The organism is Kitasatospora cinereorecta (assembly GCF_024172095.1).
GTDB classification, from domain to species: Bacteria; Actinomycetota; Actinomycetes; order Streptomycetales; family Streptomycetaceae; genus Kitasatospora; species Kitasatospora cinereorecta.
This window is the reverse complement of record NZ_JAMZDX010000004.1, coordinates 1,141,528-1,160,779: the sequence shown is the minus strand read 5'-3', so window position 1 is coordinate 1,160,779 and position 19,252 is coordinate 1,141,528. Positions and strand designations below refer to the sequence as shown.

At 74.5% G+C, this 19,252-nt stretch carries 18 protein-coding genes; 14 read left to right on the top strand and 4 right to left on the bottom strand.

Annotated features, from left to right (window positions below):
* From FHR36_RS25745 to FHR36_RS25720, 6 genes are all read left to right on the top strand, one after another.
* A partial coding sequence (locus FHR36_RS25745) for an MFS transporter (protein ID WP_253800615.1) occupies positions 1-848 on the top strand: 848 nt, incomplete at its 5' end.
* Entirely contained in the window at positions 845-3,145 is a 2,301-nt protein-coding gene (locus FHR36_RS25740; protein WP_253800614.1) for a molybdopterin oxidoreductase family protein, read from the top strand. The genes FHR36_RS25745 and FHR36_RS25740, both read left to right, overlap by 4 nt.
* A gap of 5 nt (positions 3,146-3,150) precedes the next feature.
* Positions 3,151-3,768: a 4Fe-4S dicluster domain-containing protein gene (locus FHR36_RS25735; protein WP_253800613.1), complete on the top strand. Its 618-nt coding sequence runs from the start codon at positions 3,151-3,153 to the stop codon at positions 3,766-3,768.
* Complete coding sequence (locus FHR36_RS25730; RefSeq protein ID WP_253800612.1) at positions 3,765-4,373, top strand: Rieske 2Fe-2S domain-containing protein; 609 nt, start codon at positions 3,765-3,767, stop codon at positions 4,371-4,373. The genes FHR36_RS25735 and FHR36_RS25730 overlap by 4 nt, the downstream gene beginning before the upstream one ends.
* Entirely contained in the window at positions 4,370-4,738 is a 369-nt protein-coding gene (locus tag FHR36_RS25725; protein ID WP_253800611.1) for a hypothetical protein, read from the top strand. The genes FHR36_RS25730 and FHR36_RS25725 overlap by 4 nt, the downstream gene beginning before the upstream one ends.
* Positions 4,739-4,847: 109 nt before the next feature.
* A complete protein-coding gene (locus tag FHR36_RS25720) occupies positions 4,848-5,438 on the top strand; it encodes a DUF4328 domain-containing protein (protein WP_253800609.1) in 591 nt (196 codons plus the stop codon).
* Positions 5,439-5,456: 18 nt separating this feature from the next.
* On the opposite strand, the gene FHR36_RS25715 is transcribed toward FHR36_RS25720, so the two are convergent.
* Positions 5,457-6,695, bottom strand: coding sequence for an NAD(P)/FAD-dependent oxidoreductase (locus tag FHR36_RS25715; protein WP_253800606.1), 1,239 nt, complete (start codon positions 6,693-6,695; stop codon positions 5,457-5,459).
* A 301-nt stretch (positions 6,696-6,996) separates the two neighbouring features.
* Between FHR36_RS25715 and FHR36_RS25710 the strand changes: the two genes are divergently transcribed.
* From FHR36_RS25710 to FHR36_RS25700, 3 genes are all read left to right on the top strand, one after another.
* Complete coding sequence (locus FHR36_RS25710; protein WP_253800605.1) at positions 6,997-7,371, top strand: hypothetical protein; 375 nt, start codon at positions 6,997-6,999, stop codon at positions 7,369-7,371.
* A gap of 121 nt (positions 7,372-7,492) precedes the next feature.
* Positions 7,493-7,918 (top strand): SHOCT domain-containing protein, encoded by a 426-nt coding sequence (locus FHR36_RS25705; RefSeq protein ID WP_253800604.1) that lies wholly within the window; start codon positions 7,493-7,495, stop codon positions 7,916-7,918.
* 66 nt (positions 7,919-7,984) lie between these two features.
* On the top strand, positions 7,985-10,018 hold the full coding sequence (locus FHR36_RS25700; protein WP_253800601.1) for a SpoIIE family protein phosphatase: 2,034 nt from the start codon (positions 7,985-7,987) through the stop codon (positions 10,016-10,018).
* Between the two features lie 13 nt (positions 10,019-10,031).
* On the opposite strand, the gene FHR36_RS25695 is transcribed toward FHR36_RS25700, so the two are convergent.
* The 3 genes from FHR36_RS25695 to dacB form a co-directional block, all read right to left on the bottom strand.
* Positions 10,032-10,619 carry a protoglobin domain-containing protein gene (locus FHR36_RS25695; RefSeq protein ID WP_253800599.1) on the bottom strand — a complete coding sequence of 196 codons (588 nt, stop codon included), beginning with the start codon at positions 10,617-10,619 and terminating at the stop codon, positions 10,032-10,034.
* A 117-nt stretch (positions 10,620-10,736) separates the two neighbouring features.
* Entirely contained in the window at positions 10,737-11,345 is a 609-nt protein-coding gene (locus FHR36_RS25690) for a MarR family winged helix-turn-helix transcriptional regulator (RefSeq protein WP_253800596.1), read from the bottom strand.
* A 119-nt stretch (positions 11,346-11,464) separates the two neighbouring features.
* Positions 11,465-13,132 (bottom strand): D-alanyl-D-alanine carboxypeptidase/D-alanyl-D-alanine endopeptidase, encoded by a 1,668-nt coding sequence (gene dacB / locus FHR36_RS25685; RefSeq protein WP_253800593.1) that lies wholly within the window; start codon positions 13,130-13,132, stop codon positions 11,465-11,467.
* A gap of 163 nt (positions 13,133-13,295) precedes the next feature.
* On the opposite strand from dacB, the gene FHR36_RS25680 reads away from it, so the two are divergent.
* The 5 genes from FHR36_RS25680 to FHR36_RS25660 all read left to right on the top strand — a co-directional run bounded on the left by FHR36_RS25680 (position 13,296) and on the right by FHR36_RS25660 (position 19,242).
* A complete protein-coding gene (locus FHR36_RS25680) occupies positions 13,296-15,407 on the top strand; it encodes a SpoIIE family protein phosphatase (RefSeq protein WP_253800591.1) in 2,112 nt (703 codons plus the stop codon).
* 196 nt (positions 15,408-15,603) lie between these two features.
* Entirely contained in the window at positions 15,604-16,551 is a 948-nt protein-coding gene (locus FHR36_RS25675) for an ABC transporter ATP-binding protein (protein ID WP_253800589.1), read from the top strand.
* A gap of 1 nt (position 16,552) precedes the next feature.
* The gene (locus tag FHR36_RS25670; RefSeq protein WP_253800587.1) at positions 16,553-17,308 is read left to right on the top strand and encodes an ABC transporter permease; all 756 of its coding nucleotides are present in this window, start codon (positions 16,553-16,555) and stop codon (positions 17,306-17,308) included.
* Positions 17,309-17,336: 28 nt separating this feature from the next.
* The gene (locus FHR36_RS25665; protein WP_253800585.1) at positions 17,337-18,602 is read left to right on the top strand and encodes an ATP-binding protein; all 1,266 of its coding nucleotides are present in this window, start codon (positions 17,337-17,339) and stop codon (positions 18,600-18,602) included.
* Positions 18,595-19,242 carry a response regulator gene (locus FHR36_RS25660; protein ID WP_253800584.1) on the top strand — a complete coding sequence of 216 codons (648 nt, stop codon included), beginning with the start codon at positions 18,595-18,597 and terminating at the stop codon, positions 19,240-19,242. Before FHR36_RS25665 ends, FHR36_RS25660 begins: the two co-directional genes overlap by 8 nt.
* Positions 19,243-19,252: the final 10 nt, after the last annotated feature.

The window sequence follows — 19,252 nt, the reverse complement described above, 5'->3', positions numbered from 1 at the left end:
CCCGGCGGCTGCTGCGCGAGGGTTGGCGGGCGGCGCTGTCCTGGGAGAACCTGCGCCGTTCGCCGACCGCCCTGCCCCGGATGATCGCCACCTACCTGGGCTTCCAGCGCTTCCTGGGGGCGCGTTCGCACGCCCGCTGGGCCGCCCACCAGCTGATCTTCTGGGGCTGCCTGCTGGCCGCGGCGATCACCTTCCCGCTGACCTGGGGCTGGTTCACCTTCACCGCCGCCTCCGCCACCGGGCCGGGCTACCAGATGCGGATCTGGGGCGTGGAGGTGTTCGGCTTCGACTCCTCCGGCACCCTCGGCTGGATCCTCTTCCACGGGCTCGACCTGGCCGCCGTGCTGGTGATCTCCGGCGCCGGCTGGTTCCTGTGGCGGCGGATGCGCGACCGCGAGGCGATCACCGGCCAGCGCTTCGGCTACGACCTGGTCCCGCTGCTGGCCCTGCTCACCGTCTCGGTCACCGGCCTGCTGCTGACCTTCTCCGAAACGGTGCTGGACGGCGGCGGGTACGAGTTCCTCGCGGTGCTGCACATGGCGTCGGTCGTGCTGACCCTGGTCTACCTGCCGTTCGGCAAGTTCTTCCACATCGTCCAGCGCCCGGCCGCGGTCGGCATGCAGCTGTTCAAGTACACCTCGCGCCGCCGGGACGACCCGGCCGGCGAGGTGCTGGCCTGCCGCCGCTGCGGCCGGCCGATCGACACCGTGGCGTACGTGGAGAACCTCCGCGGCACCATGCGCGACCTGCGGCTGGGCTTCGACGAGTGGGCCGAGTTCTGCCCCCGCTGCAAGCGGGTGCTGCGCGGCGGCGCGTACCTGTCCGGCGTGAAGCGGGGGTTCAGGTGAGGGGGGACCGGCTGCCGCTCGACCCCTCGCTGGCGCCGGCCGGCTCCCGGAACTTCCGCGACGCCGGCGGGCTGCCGGCGGCCGGCTGGCGGGCCGACCAGACCGAGCAGACGCTGGTGCCGACCCACTGCTGCTTCTGCGGCGTCCAGTGCGGGATGTACCTGCGGGTGGACCGCCACGGCAAGGTGTTCGGGGTGGAGCCGCGCAACCACGACATCAACCGGATGCGGCTGTGCCCCAAGGGCATCAACGCCTACCAGCAGGTCAACCACCCCGACCGGCTGACCGCCCCGCTGCTGCGCACCTCCCGGGACGAGCCGTTCCGCGAGGTGGGGTGGGAGGAGGCGCTGGACCACACGGCCGAGCGGATCCGGCGGATCCAGGCCGAGCACGGCCGGGACGCCTTCGGGATGCTCGGCGGGGCCAGCCTGTTCTCCGAGAAGACCTACCTGGTCGGCAAGTTCGCCCGGGTGGCGCTGCGGACCCGGCACGTGGACTACAACGGGCGGCTGTGCATGGTCAGCGCGGCCGGCGCCAACAAGCTGGCCTTCGGCATCGACCGGGCGGCCAATCCGTTCGCCGACATCCTGCGGACCGACTGCCTGCTGATCGCCGGCTCCAACGTCGGCGAGTGCTTCCCGGTGATGACCCAGTACGTCTGGGGCGCCCGCGACCGCGGCGCGAAGCTGATCGTGGTCGACCCGCGGGAGACCGCGATCGCCCGCACCGCCGACGTCCACGTGGCCCTCCGGTCCGGTACCGACGCGGTGTTCTTCAACGCGGTGCTGCACGTCGTGGTGAAGGAGGGCCTGACCGACAAGGCCTTCCTCGCCGAACGCACCACCGGCTGGGCGGAGGTGCGGCGCACCGTCGAGGCGTACCCGCCGCAGCGCGCAGCCGAGACCTGCGGCATCCCGGCCGGCCAAGTGGTCGAGGTGGCACGGATGTTCGCCACCGCGCCGCGGGCGATGGCCTGGCACGCCCGCGGCATCGAGCACCACACCCAGGGCGTGGAGAACTGCCTCACCGTCATCAACCTGTGCACCGCCACCGGCAACCTCGGCCGGCCCGGGGCGGGCTACGGCACCATCACCGGCCAGGGCAACGGCCAGGGCGGCCGCGAGCACGGCCAGAAGGCCGACCTGCTGCCCGGCGGCCGCTCCATCAACGACCCGGCGCACCGCCGGCAGATCGCCGCGATCTGGGGCATCGACGAGGACGAGCTGCCGCCCGCCGGGACCTCGATGGTGGAGATGGTCGGCCAGATGGGCCGCGGGGAGATCCGCGGCCTGATCGGCGTCTGCAACAACCCCTTCGTCTCGCTGCCGAACCTCCGCTCGGTGCGGGCGGGTTACGACGCGCTGGAGTTCCACGCCCAGCTCGACTTCTTCCTCTCCGAGACCGCCGCCGACGCGCACGTGGTCCTCCCGGTCACCACCTGGGCCGAGGACGAGGGCGTGATGGCCAACGCCGAGGCCCGGGTGGTCAAGCACAACAAGGCCCAGGAACCGCCGGAGGGGGTGCGCACCGACACCTGGGTGCTGTGCGAGCTGGCCCGCCGGCTCGGCGTCGGCGAGAAGTTCGCCTTCGAGGGGTCCCGGGAGGTGTTCGACGAGCTGCGCCGCGCCTCGGCCGGCACCGTGATCGACTACTACGGCATCACCTACGAGCGGCTGGAGGAGACCGGCGGCATCGCCTGGCCCTGTCCCGGCCCCGACCACCCGGGCACACCCCGGCTGTTCGAGGACGGCCGGACGTACCACCCGGACGGGAAGGTGCACCTCCAGGTGGTCGAGTGGCACCCGCCGGCCGACCCGTACGACGAGCAGTACCCGATGACGCTCACCACCGGGCGGACCGTCGCCCACTTCCTGTCAGGCAACCAGACCCGCCGGCTCGGCGGCCTGGTCGAGCAGACCCCGCGCCCCTGGGTCGAGGTGCACCCCTCGCACGGCTTCCGCACCGGCGACCCGGTCCGGGTGACCACCCGGCGCGGCTCCACGGTGCTGCCCGCGCTGGTCACCGAGGCGATCCGGGCCGACCACGTCTTCGTGCCCTACCACTGGCCCGTCCCGGTGGCCGCCAACGAGCTGACCGTCGACGCGCTCGACCCGCGGTCCAAGATCCCCGAGTACAAGGTCTGCGCGGTGCGGATCGATCCGGCCGAGGCGCTGGACGAGGTGCCCGCGCCGCCCGTCCCGCCCGGCCGAGAGGCGTACCCCGAGGCCCAGGTCTCCCGCACCGACCCGCTGCCGCCGACCGCCCCGCAGGGCCGCGGCACCGCCGAGAGGGGCTGACCGGGATGCTCGGACGGACCATCTTCATCGACCCGGGCCGCTGCATCGGCTGCCAGGCCTGCGTCTCCGCCTGCCGCGAGTGCGACTCCCACCGCGGCCGGTCGATGATCCACCTCGACTACCCGGACGAGGGCACCTCGGTCGCCTCGCTGCCCACCGTCTGCATGCACTGCGAGGACCCGGTCGCGCCGTGCGCCGAGGTGTGCCCCGCCGACGCGATCCTGATCACCGCCGACGGGGTCGTCCAGGAGGCCGACCCCACCCGCTGCATCGGCTGCGCCAACTGCGTCAACGCCTGCCCGTTCGGCGTCCCGAAGATCGACCTGGCGGCCAAGCTGCAGATGAAGTGCAACCTCTGCTACGACCGCACCTCCTACGGCCTGGCCCCGATGTGCGCCACCGTCTGCCCGACCGGCGCGCTGTTCTACGGGACGGTGGAGGAGCTCCAGGCCGAGCGGCCCGGGGTGGAGGTCTCCACGCTGTTCGCGTTCGGCGGCACCACGGTGGCCACCGGGGTCGCCATGGTGGTGCCCGCCGACCGACGCGAGCCCGTCCCCGGCGGGACGCTCAACCTGATCGAGGTCAACGGGCGGCCCACGCCCGGGAACGGAGCCGCGCTGTGACCACCGAGCCGAGCGCCCCCGACGAGGAGGAGCGGGCCGCCCTGCGCGACCGGATCAGCGCCGACTCGCTCACCACCCGGCGCGACTACCTGCGGATCGTCGCCACCGTCTCCGGCGGCCTGGTGGTCGGCTCCACCGTGGTCGCGGCCGGGGTGCTGTCCCGCCACGGCGACGGCAGCGCCCCACCGCTGAAGGTCGCCGATGCGCTCACCCCGGGTCAGGCGGTCGCCTTCGGCTACCCCGGCGAGGACGACCGCGCGCTGGCGGTCAAGCTCGCCGACGGCACGGTGGTCGGCTACTCGGCGATCTGCACCCACCTGGCCTGCGGGGTGCTCTGGCAGCAGGACCGGGGCACCGAGGGTGAACTCCACTGCCCGTGCCACGAAGGGGTGTTCGACGTACGGACCGGTGAGGTGACGGCGGGGCCGCCGCCCCGGCCGCTGCCCAAGGTGATCATGGTGGAGGACGCCCAGGGCGCCGTCTGGGCGATCGGCACGGCGCGCTCGGGGGAGAGCGAGCGGTCCGGGCTGTGCCGGGGCCTGCGCGCGAGCGACCCGGCGCTCGCCGGGGCGGCCGGGTGCCGGGCCGACGAGGGGGCGTCATGAGCGTTCCCGAGGGCCACTACCCGGAGAACTACCACCCCGGCAGCGACCAGCCCGACCTCAACCGGCCGGTCCACGAGCGCTACCCGCAGATCCGGGCCACCAGTGGGTACGCCGACCCCCGGGTCACCCGTACCGGCCCGGGCCCCGGGGCCGGGACCGACCAGCAGCCCGAACGCTCCGCCGCGCTCAGCGCCCGGGTCGCGCTCGCGGTCACCGTGGTGATCGGCCAGCTCTGGGCACTGACCGTGGCCACCGACGCCTGGATGAAGGGCAGCACCGACACCGCCTGGTGGTGCACCGGCTTCTCCGTCGCCTCCTTCCTGGTCGTGGTGCTGGCCTGGCGGATCTCCCGGCAGGACCGCTGAGCCCCGCTGCGCGGCACTCCCCGTGGACACCGCGGGCCGATGATCTCTAGAGTGCGGGCGATCTTGCGCGTGAAATCCACCGCACGTCCCCGAACCGGAGGCTTTCCGCGTGAACCCCGCTCCGCCCGCCCACCCGACGGTCGCCGATCCCGGTCGGTGGGCGATCGCCACCCAGGTGGCGATCGTCCTCTACACCCTGCTGCTCGTCGGGGACGCGATCGCCGGCGGCACCCGGTCGGAGTTCTTCCTCAAAACGGTCGCGCTGGCGCTGCCGCTGATGCTCGCCGCCTGCGGGTGCTTCCTCGCCTGGCTGCACCGCTGCCGGCTCAACGCCGAGGCGTTCGCCCCCGGCACCCAGCACCACTCGGCCGGCTACGCGATCGGCGGGTGGTTCATCCCGGTGGCGATGTGGTGGATCCCGCGCCGCGTGGTGCTGGACGTCTGGCGGGCGAGCGGCGGCGCCGGCTCCTGGCTCGTCGAGACCTGGTGGGTCGCCTGGCTCGCCAACACGGTCGGCGTCGCGGTCATCGGCCGGGTCACCGGCTCCCTCGGGTACGACGCGCTGAGCGCCGCGATCCACGTGGTCGCGGCCGGCCTCGCGGTGTGGCTGGTGCAGCGGGTGACGGCGGCCCAGCGGGCCCGGGCGGCAGCACCGGCGAAGGCGGCCGGCGGTCCGGACGCGGTGCCCGAGGCCGGCTGAGCCCACCGGCGGGCCGTGTCAGGCGGGCCGCAGGTCGGCCAGTACCTCGCGGGCGGCGCGCGCCCCGGAGGCCAGGGCGCCCTGGACGGAACCGGTCGCCCGGTGGTCGCCGCACACGTAGCGGCCCGGCGCCCACCGGCAGCTGCGGGTCAACGGGTGCGGCGCGGGCATCGCGGGCAGCGCGCCCGGGATCCGGTACTCCGCCAGCGGCTGCCACCCGGCGGTGTCGCACCCGTACAGCTCGGCCAGCCGGGCCCGGACGGACGGCTCGTCGACGTCCGTCCCGAGGACGGAGGTCGAGATCAGCGCGGTACCGGCCGGGGCGCACTCCGGGACGACCTCCGAGAGGACGACCGAGTTGAGCAGCTGCCGGTCGGAGTCGACCAGCAGCGTCGGTTCGGGCAGCGGGCTGCGCCCGGCGACGTGGTACAGCGTGGTCACCGCACGCAGCGCCGGGACGGGCAGTCCGGGCAGCAGCACTCCGGCGGCGGTGGCGTCGGTGGCGACCACCACCGCGCGGGCGGGGATCTCGCCGCCGTCGGCCGTCCGGACGCCGGTGTCGGTCAGTTCGGCCACCGCGGTGTCGAGGGTGACCGTATCCGGGGGCAGCGCCGCGGCGAGGGCCTGCGGCACGGCCCCGATGCCGCGGGCGGGCAGGCCGATCGTGCCGCGCATCAGGCTGCGCCAGTAGAGGTGGAAGACCCGGCTGGAGGTGACCAGCGCGTCCTCCAGGAAGACCCCGGCGAGGAACGGCCGCAGCACCTGGTCGACGGTGCCCGGGGAGAGTTCGGCCGAGCGGAGCGCCTGCACGGTCGGGACGTCGCGCTCGGCCCGCAGGACCCGGGCGGGCAGCACGCGGTCCCGGGCGCTCACCAGGCCGAGGGCGACGGTGTCGCGCAGCGGAGCGAGGCGGCCCCGCAGCAGGTCCGCCGCCTGGGTCGGGCGGCGCAGCGGGTCCGCGAACCGGAAGCGGCCCCGGGAGCCGACCAGGAGGAAGCCCGGGGTGAAGCGGCGCAGGTCGAGCGAGGACGCCCGCAGGCGCCGACGGACCTGGGGGTAGCCGGTGTTGAACACCTGGAACCCGCAGTCCAGCCGGAAGCCCTCGCGGACGTCGGTGCGCATCCGGCCGCCGACCGCGTCCGCCGCCTCCAGGACCCGTACCCGCAGTCCGGCGGCCGCCAGGTCCTGCGCGCAGGCCAGGCTGGCCGGGCCTGCGCCGACCACGACGACGTCCGTGGACGCTGCACCAGATCCCACCGGGCCAGATCCCACCGGGCCAGATCCCACCGGGTCGGCTCCCTTCCGTCGGCGGCCTGCACGGACGGGCCGCTTCCTGCGTGCTCGGCGCTGGACCATCCTGACCCAGCCGGGACCGATCGGCCGACGGCGACACGGCGCCGGGTGGAATGGCGCGGGGCGGGCCGAGGGCCGACGTACGATCGCCGCATCAGGCCGGCGCACCCGGCGCGCCACTCGTCCGCCCGGTGCGGGGGCGGGGTGGGCCCGCCGGAGTCCGCCCGACCGTCGTACCCCCGTCGTACCCGGAGAGGTGCCGAGGATGGACCGTCCGCTGCTCAGGGCCACCGGCGCCGCGACGGCCGCCTACGGACTGGCGGTCGCCGCCCGGCCGGCGCTGCTGGCCGCGCCCTCCGGGCTGGCCGGCCCCGACGGCGCGGTGCCGCGGGACGTGGCGGCCTGCATCCGGCCGCTGGCCCTGCGGGACGCGGCCTGCGGCCTGGCGATGGCCCTGGCCCCCGACGACCGGAGCCTTCGCACCGCCACCCTGCTGCGGATCGCGTCGGACTTCGGCGATGCCCTGGTGCTGACCGGCGCCCTGCCGCGGCGCCGGCACCGGGCGATGGCGCTGACCGTCTCGGTGGGCTGGGGCCTGCTCTCGGTCGCCGGCCTGGTGCGAAGCCCCCGGCGCGGCTGATCCCACCGGTACGCCGGATGCGGGGCTCGCAGCGGTCCGCCGGGCCCGGTGGTCGGGATGCGGTGTCCGTTTGGTGGTGATACGACTCATGTGCTCGGTTGAGTTCGTGAAAGGACCCCCCGTGGACGACTACCCGCTGCTCAACGTGTTCTGGACGATGCTCTGGTTCTTCCTGTGGATCCTGTGGTTCTTCCTGCTCTTCAAGATCATCACTGACATCTTCCGCAGCCACGACATGGGCGGCTGGGGCAAGGCGGGCTGGTTGATCTTCGTCATCCTGTTGCCGTTCCTCGGCGTCCTGGTCTACCTGATCGCCCGCGGCCGCTCGATGAGCCAGCGTGACATCGCGCAGGCCCAGCAGAACGAGGCGGCCTTCAAGGCGTACATCCGCGACGCCGCGGGACCGGGCGGCGAGGGTGCGGGTACGGGTACGGGCGGCGGCGGGACCAGCCACGCCGACCAGCTGGCCAAGCTCGCCGACCTCAAGAACAGCGGTGCGCTGACCGAGGAGGAGTACCAGAAGGCCAAGGACAAGCTGCTGGCCTGACGGCCCGGCAGCGGTGCGCGTGCCCGTCCGGCGAGCGGACGGGTCCAAGGAGGAGGTCGGGCGCGGGTGCCGGAGCCGCAGCTGACGCCGGAGGTGTTCGACCGGGCGATCGCGGTGATCGCGCTGACCGCGGGCCGGAACCACCGGCTGGTGTACGCCAACGAGGCGTTCCGCGATCTGTTCGGCGACCGCCCGCTCGGCCTGCCCGCCCGCGAGGTGTTCGGCGAGGCCGGGGCCGAGCGGCTGGTCGAGACGCTCGACCTGGTCCTCGCCGACGGCACCGCCCGCCAGGTCACCTCCCACCTGACGGTGGACGCCCCGGAGGCCGCCGAGGACCCGGATGCCGCCGGGCACCGGCACTTCGTGCACAGCTGCTCGCCGGCCGTCTCGCGGTTCGGCGCCGGGGTGTTGATCGCCGCGATCGACACCACCGAACAGGTCCACTCGGCGCACCAGGCGCAGCTGCTGTCCATCGAACGGCTGCACGCGCTGGAGCGGTACGAGGCGCTGGTCTCGGCGGTCTCCCAGATGGTGTGGCTGGTCCAGCCGGACGGTGTGATGACCGAGCTGGTACCGGGCTGGCAGGAGTTCACCGGCCGGCCGTGGCGGGAGACGATGGACGAGGGGTGGCTGGAGGCCATCCACCCGCGCGACCGGGCGCGGCTGGTCGAGGCCTGGGCCGAGGCGGCGGCGGACCGGCCGTCGATGATGGAGCACACCTTCCGGGTGGCCACCGCCACCGGCGACTTCCGGCACGTCAAGGCGCGGGCGGTGCCGATCCTGCGGGACGACCGGCTGGTCGAGTGGATCGGCGCCACCACCGACATCGAGGACCACTGGCGCGCCCGGCTCCGCGAACGCCTGCTGGCCCGGGCCGGCGAGGTCACCGAGGCCGAGCGCCCGGAGGACGCCTTCGCCGCCACCGCCGCCGCTGTGGTGCCCGAACTCACCGACGCCTGCGCGGTGTTCCTGCTGGCCCGCCCCGACGAGGGCGGCTCGGACGACCCGCTGGTCGGCATTCGGATCGCCTCGGTCGCCCGGCCCGGGTTGCCCACCCTGCCGCCGCTGGTCCGCCAGTCGTACCGGCTCGGGGTGCAGGCGCGGCAGGCGGTGACCGAGCGGTGGCCGCTGCTGCTGACCTTCCCGGCCGGCGAGGTCCCGTCCGGGGCCGTGCCGGAGATGTCCGCCCGGTGGCTGGTCGCCGCCGCGGCCACCAGCCTCACCCTGCTGCCGATCGAGGTGGACGGGACGGTGGTGGCCCTGGCCGCCGCAGCCGGCTGCGGCGGCAGCCCGCCGCCCGGCCGGGCCGACATCGAGCTGATGCGCGAGGTGCTGCAGAAGGCCCAGGGGCCACTGCGACAGGCCCTGGAACTGCAGCGCACCCGGCACGCCGCCCTGGTGCTGCAGCGCGCCCTGCTCACCGCCCCGCCGAAGGTGGAGGGCGCCGACCTGGCCGCCCGCTACCTGCCCGGCAGCCGGACCGCCGAGGTGGGCGGCGACTGGTACGACGCCTTCACCCTCCCCGACGGCTCGCTCGCGCTCACCATCGGCGACGTGGCCGGCCACGACCTCGCCGCCGCCACCACCATGGGCCAGCTGCGCAGCATGCTCCGCTCGGTGGCGTACACCCGCACCCACCGGCGCTCGCCCGCGGAGGCGCTCGCCCAGCTGGACGCGGCCGCCGAGGGGCTGGGGGTGGCCGCCTTCGCCACCGCCGTCCACGCCCACCTGCGGCGTGGGGCGGACGGGAGCTGGGAGGCGGCCTGGTCCAACGCCGGGCACCCGCCGCCGCTGCTGGTCCCGGCCGAGGGCGAGCCCCGGCTGCTCGAGAGCGCCGAGGCGGACGTGCCGCTGTGCGTGGATCCACTGCGGTCGCGGCAGACCCACCGTCAGTCGATCGGCCCCGGGGACACCCTGGTGCTCTACACCGACGGGCTGGTGGAGGTCCCGGGCGAGGACCTGGCCGACGGGATCGCCCGGCTCCGCGAGGCCGCGGCGCGGGCCCGGGCGCTGCCGGTCGGCGAGCTGTGCGACCGGCTGATCACCGAGGTCGCGGACGTCCGGGACGACATCGCGCTGATCGCCTTCCGCGCGCGGTGAGCCCCGCCGGGCGTCACCAGGCGGCGTTCGCGTACGGGCGGGACCAGAGCGCCACCTGGAGGGTGACCGCCTTGAACCACGCCTGGTGCATCGCCTCCACCTCCGCCTCGGGGTGGCCCTTGGCCGCCAGGAAGGGCCGCATGGTGGCGGTGATCGGGTGGATGAAGGCGATCAGGTAGCGCAGCGGTACGTGCGGCACCGAGCGGGCGCCGTCGGTGGCGTTCTTGCGCTCGGCGGTGTGGCGCAGTGCGATCTCCTCCTGCTGGGCGAGCCAGCGGGCGTCGTACGGGCGGGTGCAGGTGTCGGTGATCCACTGGCCGAAGCGGCGGCGGACGGCGCCCAGGTACTCGCCGATCGGGGTGCCCTCCGGGGTGGAGAAGTAGGCGAGCAGGTGCCCGTGGGAGCCGACGAAGCCGTACCAGACGTCCAGGATCTGCTCGACCTGGTCGGCCAGGACCTCGCCGGCCACCTTGAGGGCGGCGACGTCGGCGTCGGTGAACAGGGTGGCGGCGGCCAGCTGCTCGAGCTCGCCGGTGGAGACCGGCGAGGCGGGCCGGGCGGGGTCGTCGTAGTGGTAGCCGGGAATGGGCGCGTGCGTCATGGCCGTCCTCGGGTCGCGGGAATCGAGATTAGGACTCCTAACGAGAAGGACGCTACCGAGCTGCGGCAGGGCGCGCAAGCGCCTGTCCGTGGGTGGGAAAAGGAAAGTGACGGTGGATCAGCGGTGCGCGGCGGCCGGCTGGTGCTCGGGGCAGTCCACCCGCAGATCGGCCGGGGCGAGCGGCGCCGCCAGCAGGCCGCACCAGTCGCCGGAGGCGTCCCCGGGACGGTCGAGCTGGAAGAAGCGGCAGGTCAGGCAGGTACGGGCGACGGTGATCCGGCCGGTACGGTGCAGCGAGGCGACGGCCTCCAGCAGCACCCGCAGCGCCACGGCCCGCTCCTCGGGAGCGCAGGCGGCCAGCGCCGCGGTGAGCGGGTCCCGCCAGGTGTGCAGCCGTTCGGCCGCCTCCCGGCCGGCCGTGGTCGGCACCCAGGAGGAACGGCCGCTCCCGGTCACCCCCGGGACCGCCTCCAGCAGCCCCTTGCGCACCAGGGCGGACGCCGCGTCGCTCACGGTCGGCGCGGAGACCTCCAGCCAGCGGGCGAAACTGCCGGTGCTCTGCGGCCCGGCCGACGGCGTGGTCACCCGCAGCAGCAGCTGGGCCTGCGTGAGCGACAGGCCCTCCCGCTTGGCCGCCTCCCGCAGCATGGCCCGGCCGGCGTCCCCGATCCGCTCGACGGCATCGATCAGCCGTCCGTCCGCCGCTCTCGTCGCGTCGTCGCCCACCCCGACCTCCTCCCGCCCGTCCCGAGCTCCAAGGCTCGGGGGCCGCCCAGTTTAGGGCCTGCGCCCCTGCCGGGCCGAGGGCTGTGCCGCCGGCCCGGCAGGGGTTGGTGGGACAAACCTCAGCAGCGGGCGAGCTGCTCGCAGTCCTCCCAGCGGGTGCCGCCCTCGGGGGCGTCCGCAGGGGCGGCGGCGGGGGCGTCCTGCGCGGCCCGGGCGCCCGGGGCGGTCAGCGACTTCGGCGCGGCCGGAGCCGTCGACGGGGCGGTCGAGGGCGCCGCCGGGTGGCCGGTGGCGAGGCGGACGGCGATCGCGTCGATCAGCGGGCGCGGGCTGGTGCCGGCGAAGTTGCTCACCATGACGGTGAAGACCAGCTGCCGGCCGTCCGGCGCGGTGACGTAGCCGGCCAGGTTGTCCACGCCGCTCATCGAGCCGCTCTTGGCGTGCACGTTGTCCTGGGCCGCGGTGCCGCGCATCCGGGCCGTCAAGGTGCCGCCCACCATCCGGGCCGGGTTGCCGGCCACCGGGAGCGCGTCGTACCACTGCTGGAACCACGGCTTGGTCCGGGCGACCTGCAGCAGGCCGTTCATCTTGGCCGGGGTGATCAGGTCGTAGCGGGACAGGCCGGAGCCGTCCACCTGGCGGCCGGCCGGCAGCTCCAGGCCGTTGGCCTTGAGGTACGCCTTGATCTGGGTCAGACCGGCGGTCCAGCTGCCCTGGCCGCCCTTGACCTTGCCGATCTCCTTGGTCAGGTGCTCGGCGATGCCGTTGTTGGAGAGCTTGAGCATCGGCGCCATCAGCTCACCGATGGTGGCCGAGTCGTGACTGGCCAGGGCGTCCGAGGTCTCGCTGCCGGTGGCCTGCGCGACCGGCCGCACCACCCGGACGCCGTGCCGGGCGAGCGCGCCCGCGAACACGTCGCCGGTGTAGACGGTCGGGTTCTCCACGGTGGTCCAGAACACGGCGGGCGCCGAACCGGCCGCCACGCTGCCGGTGAGTGCCAGCTCGTTCACGCCGCGCTTGCGCTCGACGTCCGCGCTGCTGCCGCTGCCCGCCGCACCGGTGGTGATCTGGCCGGAGAGCTTCATCGGGGCCTCGGCCGGGTTGAGCGCCACCTGGGCGGGCTTGCCGGCCTCGCCGGGCGTGACCGTGACCTGGACGGCGTCCATGGTGTACTCGGCGTCCGGGGCGAGGGTCAGCCCGGAGATCTGCGGGCTGTACGAGTAGGGCTCGTCGTCCCAGGCCCAGCCGGGGCCGAGCGGGGTGTTGTCGTAGCGGCTGCCGTCGGCCAGCACCCGGCCGGTCACCGTGGTGATCCCGGCCGCCGCCACCTTGGCCGCCAGGTCGTCCAGGTCCTGCGGCCGCAGGCTGGGGTCGCCGCCGCCGCGCAGCACCAGGTCGCCGACCAGGACGCCGCCCCGGCGGGTGCCCGCGGTGCGGACCTCGGTGGTGAAGCGGTGGTCGGCGCCGAGCAGGTCCAGGGCGGCCGTCGAGGTGACGGTCTTCATCGTGGACGCCGGGGTGAGCAGGGCGTTCGGCTGGTGCTGGTACACCGGCTGCCCGGTGGCGGCGTCCACCACCACCACGCCGGCCTGGGCGTTGGCCAGCCGGGCGTCCGACAGGATGGCGTCCAGGTCGGCCGTCAGGGTCGGGTCGGCCGGGGTCGGGCTGTCGGCCTGGGCCGAGCCGACCAGCAGGGTGCCGGCCAGGGCTACGGCGGCAAGCGGCAGGGCACGGCGCTGCAGGCTGCGCCGTGACAGGTGCGCGGTCAAGTAGTACTCCAAGATCATGCGACGGTCCGTCAGTCATTATGGACGCGTCAACCGCGTCAAAAGTGTCACGCGATTTTCCGGACCGGTCGGATCCCTGCCGGTCGGATCCGCTCCCGGCTGCGCCGAGATGCCTGCTCCGGCGGCCTCTGCCAGGGTGGGGGGGACGGGCGGAGGTGGGAGATTGCTGGACGACGACGCGGACGACGTGCCGTCCGCCGTGTTCGAGGCGCTGTTCGCCCAGGCACCGCTCGGCCTGTTCGTGTTCGACGAGGAGCTGCGGGTGGTCCGCTACAACCCGGCCGGGCAGGGGGTCCGCGGGATCCCCGCCGAGCGGATCGTCGGCCACCGGATCGCCGACTTCGCGCCGAGCTTCCACTCCGTGGAATTCGAGAACCTGGCCCGGCGGGTGCTGGACGACGGCGCCCCGGTACGCGGCCTGGTGGTACGCGGCCGCAACCCCGAGGAACCCGAGCACGAGCTGGTGGTCTCCGCCTCCCTGTTCCGGCTCCGGCTGGACAGCGGCCGAGCACTCGGCGTCGCCGCCGTCGAGAACATCACCGATCGGCAGGCCGCCCTCGACCGCCTGGAGATCCTGCACGCCGCCCACCGGCAGCTCGGCACCTCGCTCGACGCCACCGGCACCGCCGAGGCGTTCACCGCCGTCACCGTCCCCCGCTTCGCCGACGCGGCCGCCGTCGACCTGGTCGACGAGGCCATCCGCGGTCGGCCCCCGCGCCCGGGACCGGTCGCCGCCGAGACACCGATGCGCCGCGCCTCCTTCCGCTCCCTGCACGGCAGCAGCGGGGCCGTCCTACCCGGCGAACTCAGCACCTTCCCGATCCCCACCCCCTTCACCCAGGCCATGGACGACGCCCGGCCCCGGCTGATCGAAGAGCTCCGCCTCGACGACCCGTGGCTGGCCGTCGACCCCGAACGGGCCCGCCGGCTGACCGACGCCGGGGTGAACTCGATGATCGTGCTCCCGCTCACCGTCCAGGACACCGTCCTCGGCCTGGCCGCCCTCTACCGCACTCGCCGCCGGGAGCCCTTCAGCCGGGAGGACTTCGACCTCGCCGGGGAACTCGCCGCCCGCGCCGCCCTCGGCATCGACCACGCCCGCAGCTACACCCGCGAACGCCACACCGCCACCATCCTCCAGCGCCACCTGCTGCCCAAGGAACCACCGGAACTCACCGGCGTCGAAGCCGCCCACCTGCACCTGACCGGCCGGATCGGCACCGGCGGCGACTGGTACGACGTCATCCCGCTCTCCGGCGCCCGGGTCGGCCTCGCCATCGGCGCCGTCGCCGGCGAGGGCATCGAGGCCGCCGCCACCATGGGCCAGCTGCGCACCGCGCTGCGCACCCTCGCCGTCCAGGACCTCCCCCCGGACGAGCTGCTGCTGCGCCTCGACGAGACCGCCCGGGTCCTCGCCGCGGAACAGGCCGAACCCGGCCCCGGCACCCCCGGCCCCATCGCCACCTGCCTCTACCTGGTCTACGACCCCGTCGACCGCACCTGCGTCGCCGCCTCCGCCGGACACCCCGCCCCGCTCGCCATCGGCCCCGACGGCGCCCCCATGGTGTACGACATCGACACCGGCCCGCCGCTCGGCCGGGGCGACGGCTGGTGCGAGAACACCGTCCTGGAACTGTCCGAGGGCAGCCTGCTCGCGCTCTACACCCCCGGCCTGCTCACCGCCCGCCCGGCCGAGCGCGTCGGCCCGCTCGACCGGCTGCGCCACGTCCTCGCCCGCACCGACCAGGACCTGCGCGCCCTCTGCGACGGCGCCGCGTACGCCCTGGTCCCCGCCCAGCCGGAGAGCGACGTGATGCTGCTGCTGGTGCGCACCCACGCGCTGGAGACCGCCCGGGTGGCCTCCTGGACCTTCCAGGACAACCCCGCCGTGGTCCGTGAGGCCCGGCGAGGGGTGGCCCGGCAACTCGGCTCCTGGGGACTGGGCGACCTGGTCGACTCCACCAACCTGATCGTCAGCGAGCTGGTCACCAACGCCATCCGCTACGGCACCCCGCCGATCCGGCTGCGGATGATCCTCGACCAGGAGCTGATCTGCGAGGTCTCCGACAGCAGCAACTCCGCACCCCACCTGCGGCGGGCGCGCAGCACCGACGAGGGCGGCCGCGGCCTGTTCATCATCGGGCACCTGGCCGATCGCTGGGGCACCCGCTTCTCGCGCCGCGGCAAGACCATCTGGGCCGAGCAGCCGCTCGACGGCGAGGCGGTCGAGGGCGAAGCGCCCGACGGGAAACCGCCCGCCGCGCTGATGGGCTGACGCGGCGACGGGCCGACGCGGTGACGGGCTGACGCGGTGACGGGCTGACGCGGTGACGGGCTGACGGTCCTCCGACGGCCCGATGGGCTGACGGCAGGTGCCGGGTGGGGGAGGGGCGGCATCAGCCGATCGGCTGATGGCGGTTCTGGCCGGGCGGCCGATGGTCGCGGACGCGGCGCGGCGGGATTCTCGATGCATGCCGAACACAGCCATCATCGAGGTCCACGACCTGCGGAAGTCCTACCGCGGCCGAGCCGTGGTCGACGGAGTGTCCTTCACCGTCCGGGAGGGGGAGATCTTCGGACTGCTCGGCCCCAACGGCGCCGGCAAGACCACCACCGTCGAGTGCGTCGAGGGCCTGCGCCGCCCCGACGGCGGCCGGGTCCGGGTCGCCGGGTTCGACCCGCACACCGACCGCGAGGCGATCACCCGCCTGCTCGGCGCCCAGCTCCAGGAGAGCGAACTCCAGCCGAAGATCACCGTCCGCGAGGCGCTCGAACTCCACAGCCTCTGCCACCGCCGCCCGGCCGACTGGCGCACCCTCGCCGAGCGCCTCGGCCTCGACGGCCACCTGGACCAGCGCTTCGCGAAGCTGTCGGGCGGTCAGAAGCAGCGCCTGTTCATCGCGCTCGCCCTGGTCGGCAACCCCCGGGTGGTCGTCCTGGACGAACTCACCACCGGCCTCGACCCGCGTGCCCGCCAGGACACCTGGCGGCTCATCGAGGACGTCCGGGACAGCGGCGTGACCGTCCTGCTGGTGACCCACCTGATGGCCGAGGCCCAGCGGCTGTGCGACCGCATCGCCGTCCTGCGCGACGGGCGGATCGCCGCCCTCGACACCCCGAGCGGCCTGGTCGCCCGGTCCAGCGCCAACACCGAGATCTCGCTCACCCCCTCGCGCCCGCTCGACCCACGCGAACTCGCCGCACTGCCGGCCGTCGCCGCCGTCCGGCAGCGCGAGGGTCGACTGGTGATCAACGGCACCGACGAGACCGTCGACGCCCTGGTCGGCCTGCTCGCCCGCAACGGCGTCACCGCCGACCGGCTCCGCGTCACCGACGTCGGCCTGGACGACGCCTTCCTCGACCTGACCGGCGACGACGCGCCGGCCGTCCCCGACCGCACCACCGCCACGGAGGCCTGAGATGACCACCCCCACCGTGTCCGTCCCGCTCGCCGTGCTGAAGTCGGAGGCCCGACTGCTGCGCCGGGAACCCGCCAGCATCTTCTGGATCGCCGTCTTCCCCACACTGCTGCTCGTCGTCCTCGGCCTGATCCCCGCCTTCCGCGACCCCAGCCCCGCGCTCGGCGGACGGCGCACCATCGACCTGTACGTCCCCGTCTCCGTCCTGCTCGCGCTGATCATCTCCGGACTGCAGGCCATGCCCCAGGTGATCAGCGCCTACCGCGAACGCGGCATCCTGCGCCGGATGGCCACCACTCCGATCCGGCCCGCCGCCCTGCTCACCGCGCAGATCGCCCTGCACGGCGCCGTCGCGCTCGGCTCGGCCGCCCTGGTCGTCGCGGTCGGCCGGATCGCCTTCGACGTCCCGCTGCCGGGCCGGCCCCTCGGCTACCTGCTCGCCCTCGCGCTCGCCGCCCTGGCCGCCCTCGCCCTCGGCTCCACCATCGCCGCACTCACCAGGACCACCCGGATCTGCGCCGCCGTCAGCTCGGTGGTGTTCTTCCCGACCATGTTCACCGCCGGGGTGTGGCTGCCCGTCCAGCAGATGCCGGCGCTGCTCCAGCGGGTGGTCGAGGTCGCCCCGTTCGGCGCCGCGGCCCAGGCCCTGTCCCGCGCCTCGGCCGGCGACTGGCCGGGCTGGATGCACCTGGGCGTGCTCGCCGCGTGGGCTATCGTCCTGCTGGGGGCGGCCGCCCGCTGGTTCCGCTGGGAGTGAGACGCAGCGGCGCGGGGAGGGAGAGGTGATGGAGTCGACGGTGGAGGTCGGAGCGGGCGGGGTCGGGACGGACCGGGCAGGGACGGTCGAGGTGCGGTGGGACCGGTTCTTCCGCTGGGGACCGTACGCCCTGCTCGCCGCCGGGACGCTGCTGTCCGCGGCCACCGCGGGCCTGCTGATGAGCCGGGCCGCGCAGCTCACCGCGGCCGGACTGGTCGCCACCGCCCTGGTGCTGCACCTCGGGCGCGGCACGGGCCGGCCGGCCGGCGTCGTCCACTACGTCCTGCGGACCGTCCTCGCCGCCGTCCTGACCTGGCTCAACCCCTTCTTCGCGGTGTACGCCGTGCTCGGCTACTTCGACGCCGACCGGCTGCTGCCCCGCCGCGCGGTGCGGATCGGACTGGTGGTCACCGCCGCCACCATGGCCGGCTCCCAGTCCGGCGGACTGCCGCCGGTCGACCGCACCCACTGGATCGCGTTCGCCGCGCTCTTCGCCCTCAACTCCTCGCTGTCGCTGGCCTTCCAGCACTTGTCCGCGCAGGAGGCCGAGAACGTCCGGGCCAAGGCCGCCGCCATCGCCGAACTCGAGGACGCCAACGCCCGGCTCGCCCGGGCCCTCCGGGAGAACGCCGGGCTGCACGCCCAACTCCTCGTCCAGGCCCGGGAAGCGGGCGTCGCCGACGAGCGGCGCCGGCTCGCCGCCGAAATCCACGACACCATCGCCCAGGGCCTCGCCGGCATCGTCACCCAACTCCAGGCCGCCACCGACAGCCCCGACCCGGACGCCGCACGCACCCACCTCGACCGGGCCGCCGCGCTCGCCCGGCACAGCCTCGGCGAGGCCCGCCGCTCCGTCCGCGACCTCGGCCCCAGCGAACTCGAACACGACGACCTGCCGGCCGCGCTCGCCAAGGTCGTCGACGGCTGGTCCGCCGCCGCCGGGGTGCCCGCCGCCTTCACCGTCGCCGGCACCGTCGCACCGCTGCACGCCGAACTCGAAGGCACCCTGCTGCGGATCGCCCAGGAGGCACTGGCCAACACCGCCCGGCACGCCCGCGCCGGGCGGGTCGGCGTCACCCTGACCTTCATGGACGACGAAGTCAGCCTCGACGTCCGCGACGACGGCCGCGGCTTCGACCCGGCCCACCGGCCCGCACCCACCGTCCACGGCGGCTTCGGACTCGCCGGGATGCGGGCCCGCGCGGAGCGCGTCGCCGGCGTCCTCGAGGTCGAATCCGAACCCGGCTACGGCACCGCGATCAGCGCCCGCGTACCGTTGGTGCGCCATGGCTGACCACACCGCACCCATCACCCTGCTGATCGTCGACGACCACCCCGTCGTCCGGGACGGGCTGCGCGGCATGTTCGCCGCGAGCGAGGACTTCCGCGTGCTCGGCGAGGCCGCGGACGGCGTCCACGGCGTCGCCCTGGCCGCCGAACTCGACCCCGACGTGGTCCTGATGGACCTGCGGATGCCCGGCGGCGGGGGAGTCGAGGCGATCACCGAACTGACCCGCCGTCGGCTGCGCTCCCGGGTGCTCGTGCTCACCACGTACGACACCGACTCCGACACCCTGCCCGCGATCGAGGCCGGGGCCACCGGATACCTGCTGAAGGACGCGCCGCGCGACGAGCTCTTCACCGCCGTCAGCGCCGCCGCGGCGGGCCGCACCGTCCTCTCCCCGGCCGTCGCCTCCCGGCTGGTCACCCACGTCCGCACCCCCGCCGACGACGGCGCCACCAGCCTCAGCAGCCGCGAGCAGGACGTCCTGCGCCTGGTCGCCGAGGGCACCTCCAACCGCGAGATCGCCGCCGCCCTCTTCGTCAGCGAAGCCACCGTCAAGACCCACCTCAGCCACATCTTCGCCAAACTCGGCGCCAAGGACCGCGCCGCCGCCGTCGCCACCGCCTACCGCCGCGGCATCCTCGGCTGAGGACGTCCGG

Excerpts from the sequence above, each read along its gene's own strand:
- FHR36_RS25675 (WP_253800589.1), top strand. The coding sequence starts at position 15,604 with ATGCCGAACACAGCCATCATCGAGGTCCACGACCTGCGGAAGTCCTAC.
- FHR36_RS25660 (WP_253800584.1), top strand. The coding sequence starts at position 18,595 with ATGGCTGACCACACCGCACCCATCACCCTGCTGATCGTCGACGACCAC.
- FHR36_RS25695 (WP_253800599.1), bottom strand. The coding sequence starts at position 10,619 with ATGACGCACGCGCCCATTCCCGGCTACCACTACGACGACCCCGCCCGG.
- FHR36_RS25665 (WP_253800585.1), top strand. The coding sequence starts at position 17,337 with ATGGAGTCGACGGTGGAGGTCGGAGCGGGCGGGGTCGGGACGGACCGG.
- FHR36_RS25710 (WP_253800605.1), top strand. The coding sequence starts at position 6,997 with ATGGACCGTCCGCTGCTCAGGGCCACCGGCGCCGCGACGGCCGCCTAC.
- FHR36_RS25735 (WP_253800613.1), top strand. The coding sequence starts at position 3,151 with ATGCTCGGACGGACCATCTTCATCGACCCGGGCCGCTGCATCGGCTGC.
- FHR36_RS25670 (WP_253800587.1), top strand. The coding sequence starts at position 16,553 with ATGACCACCCCCACCGTGTCCGTCCCGCTCGCCGTGCTGAAGTCGGAG.
- FHR36_RS25725 (WP_253800611.1), top strand. The coding sequence starts at position 4,370 with ATGAGCGTTCCCGAGGGCCACTACCCGGAGAACTACCACCCCGGCAGC.
- dacB (WP_253800593.1), bottom strand. The coding sequence starts at position 13,132 with ATGATCTTGGAGTACTACTTGACCGCGCACCTGTCACGGCGCAGCCTG.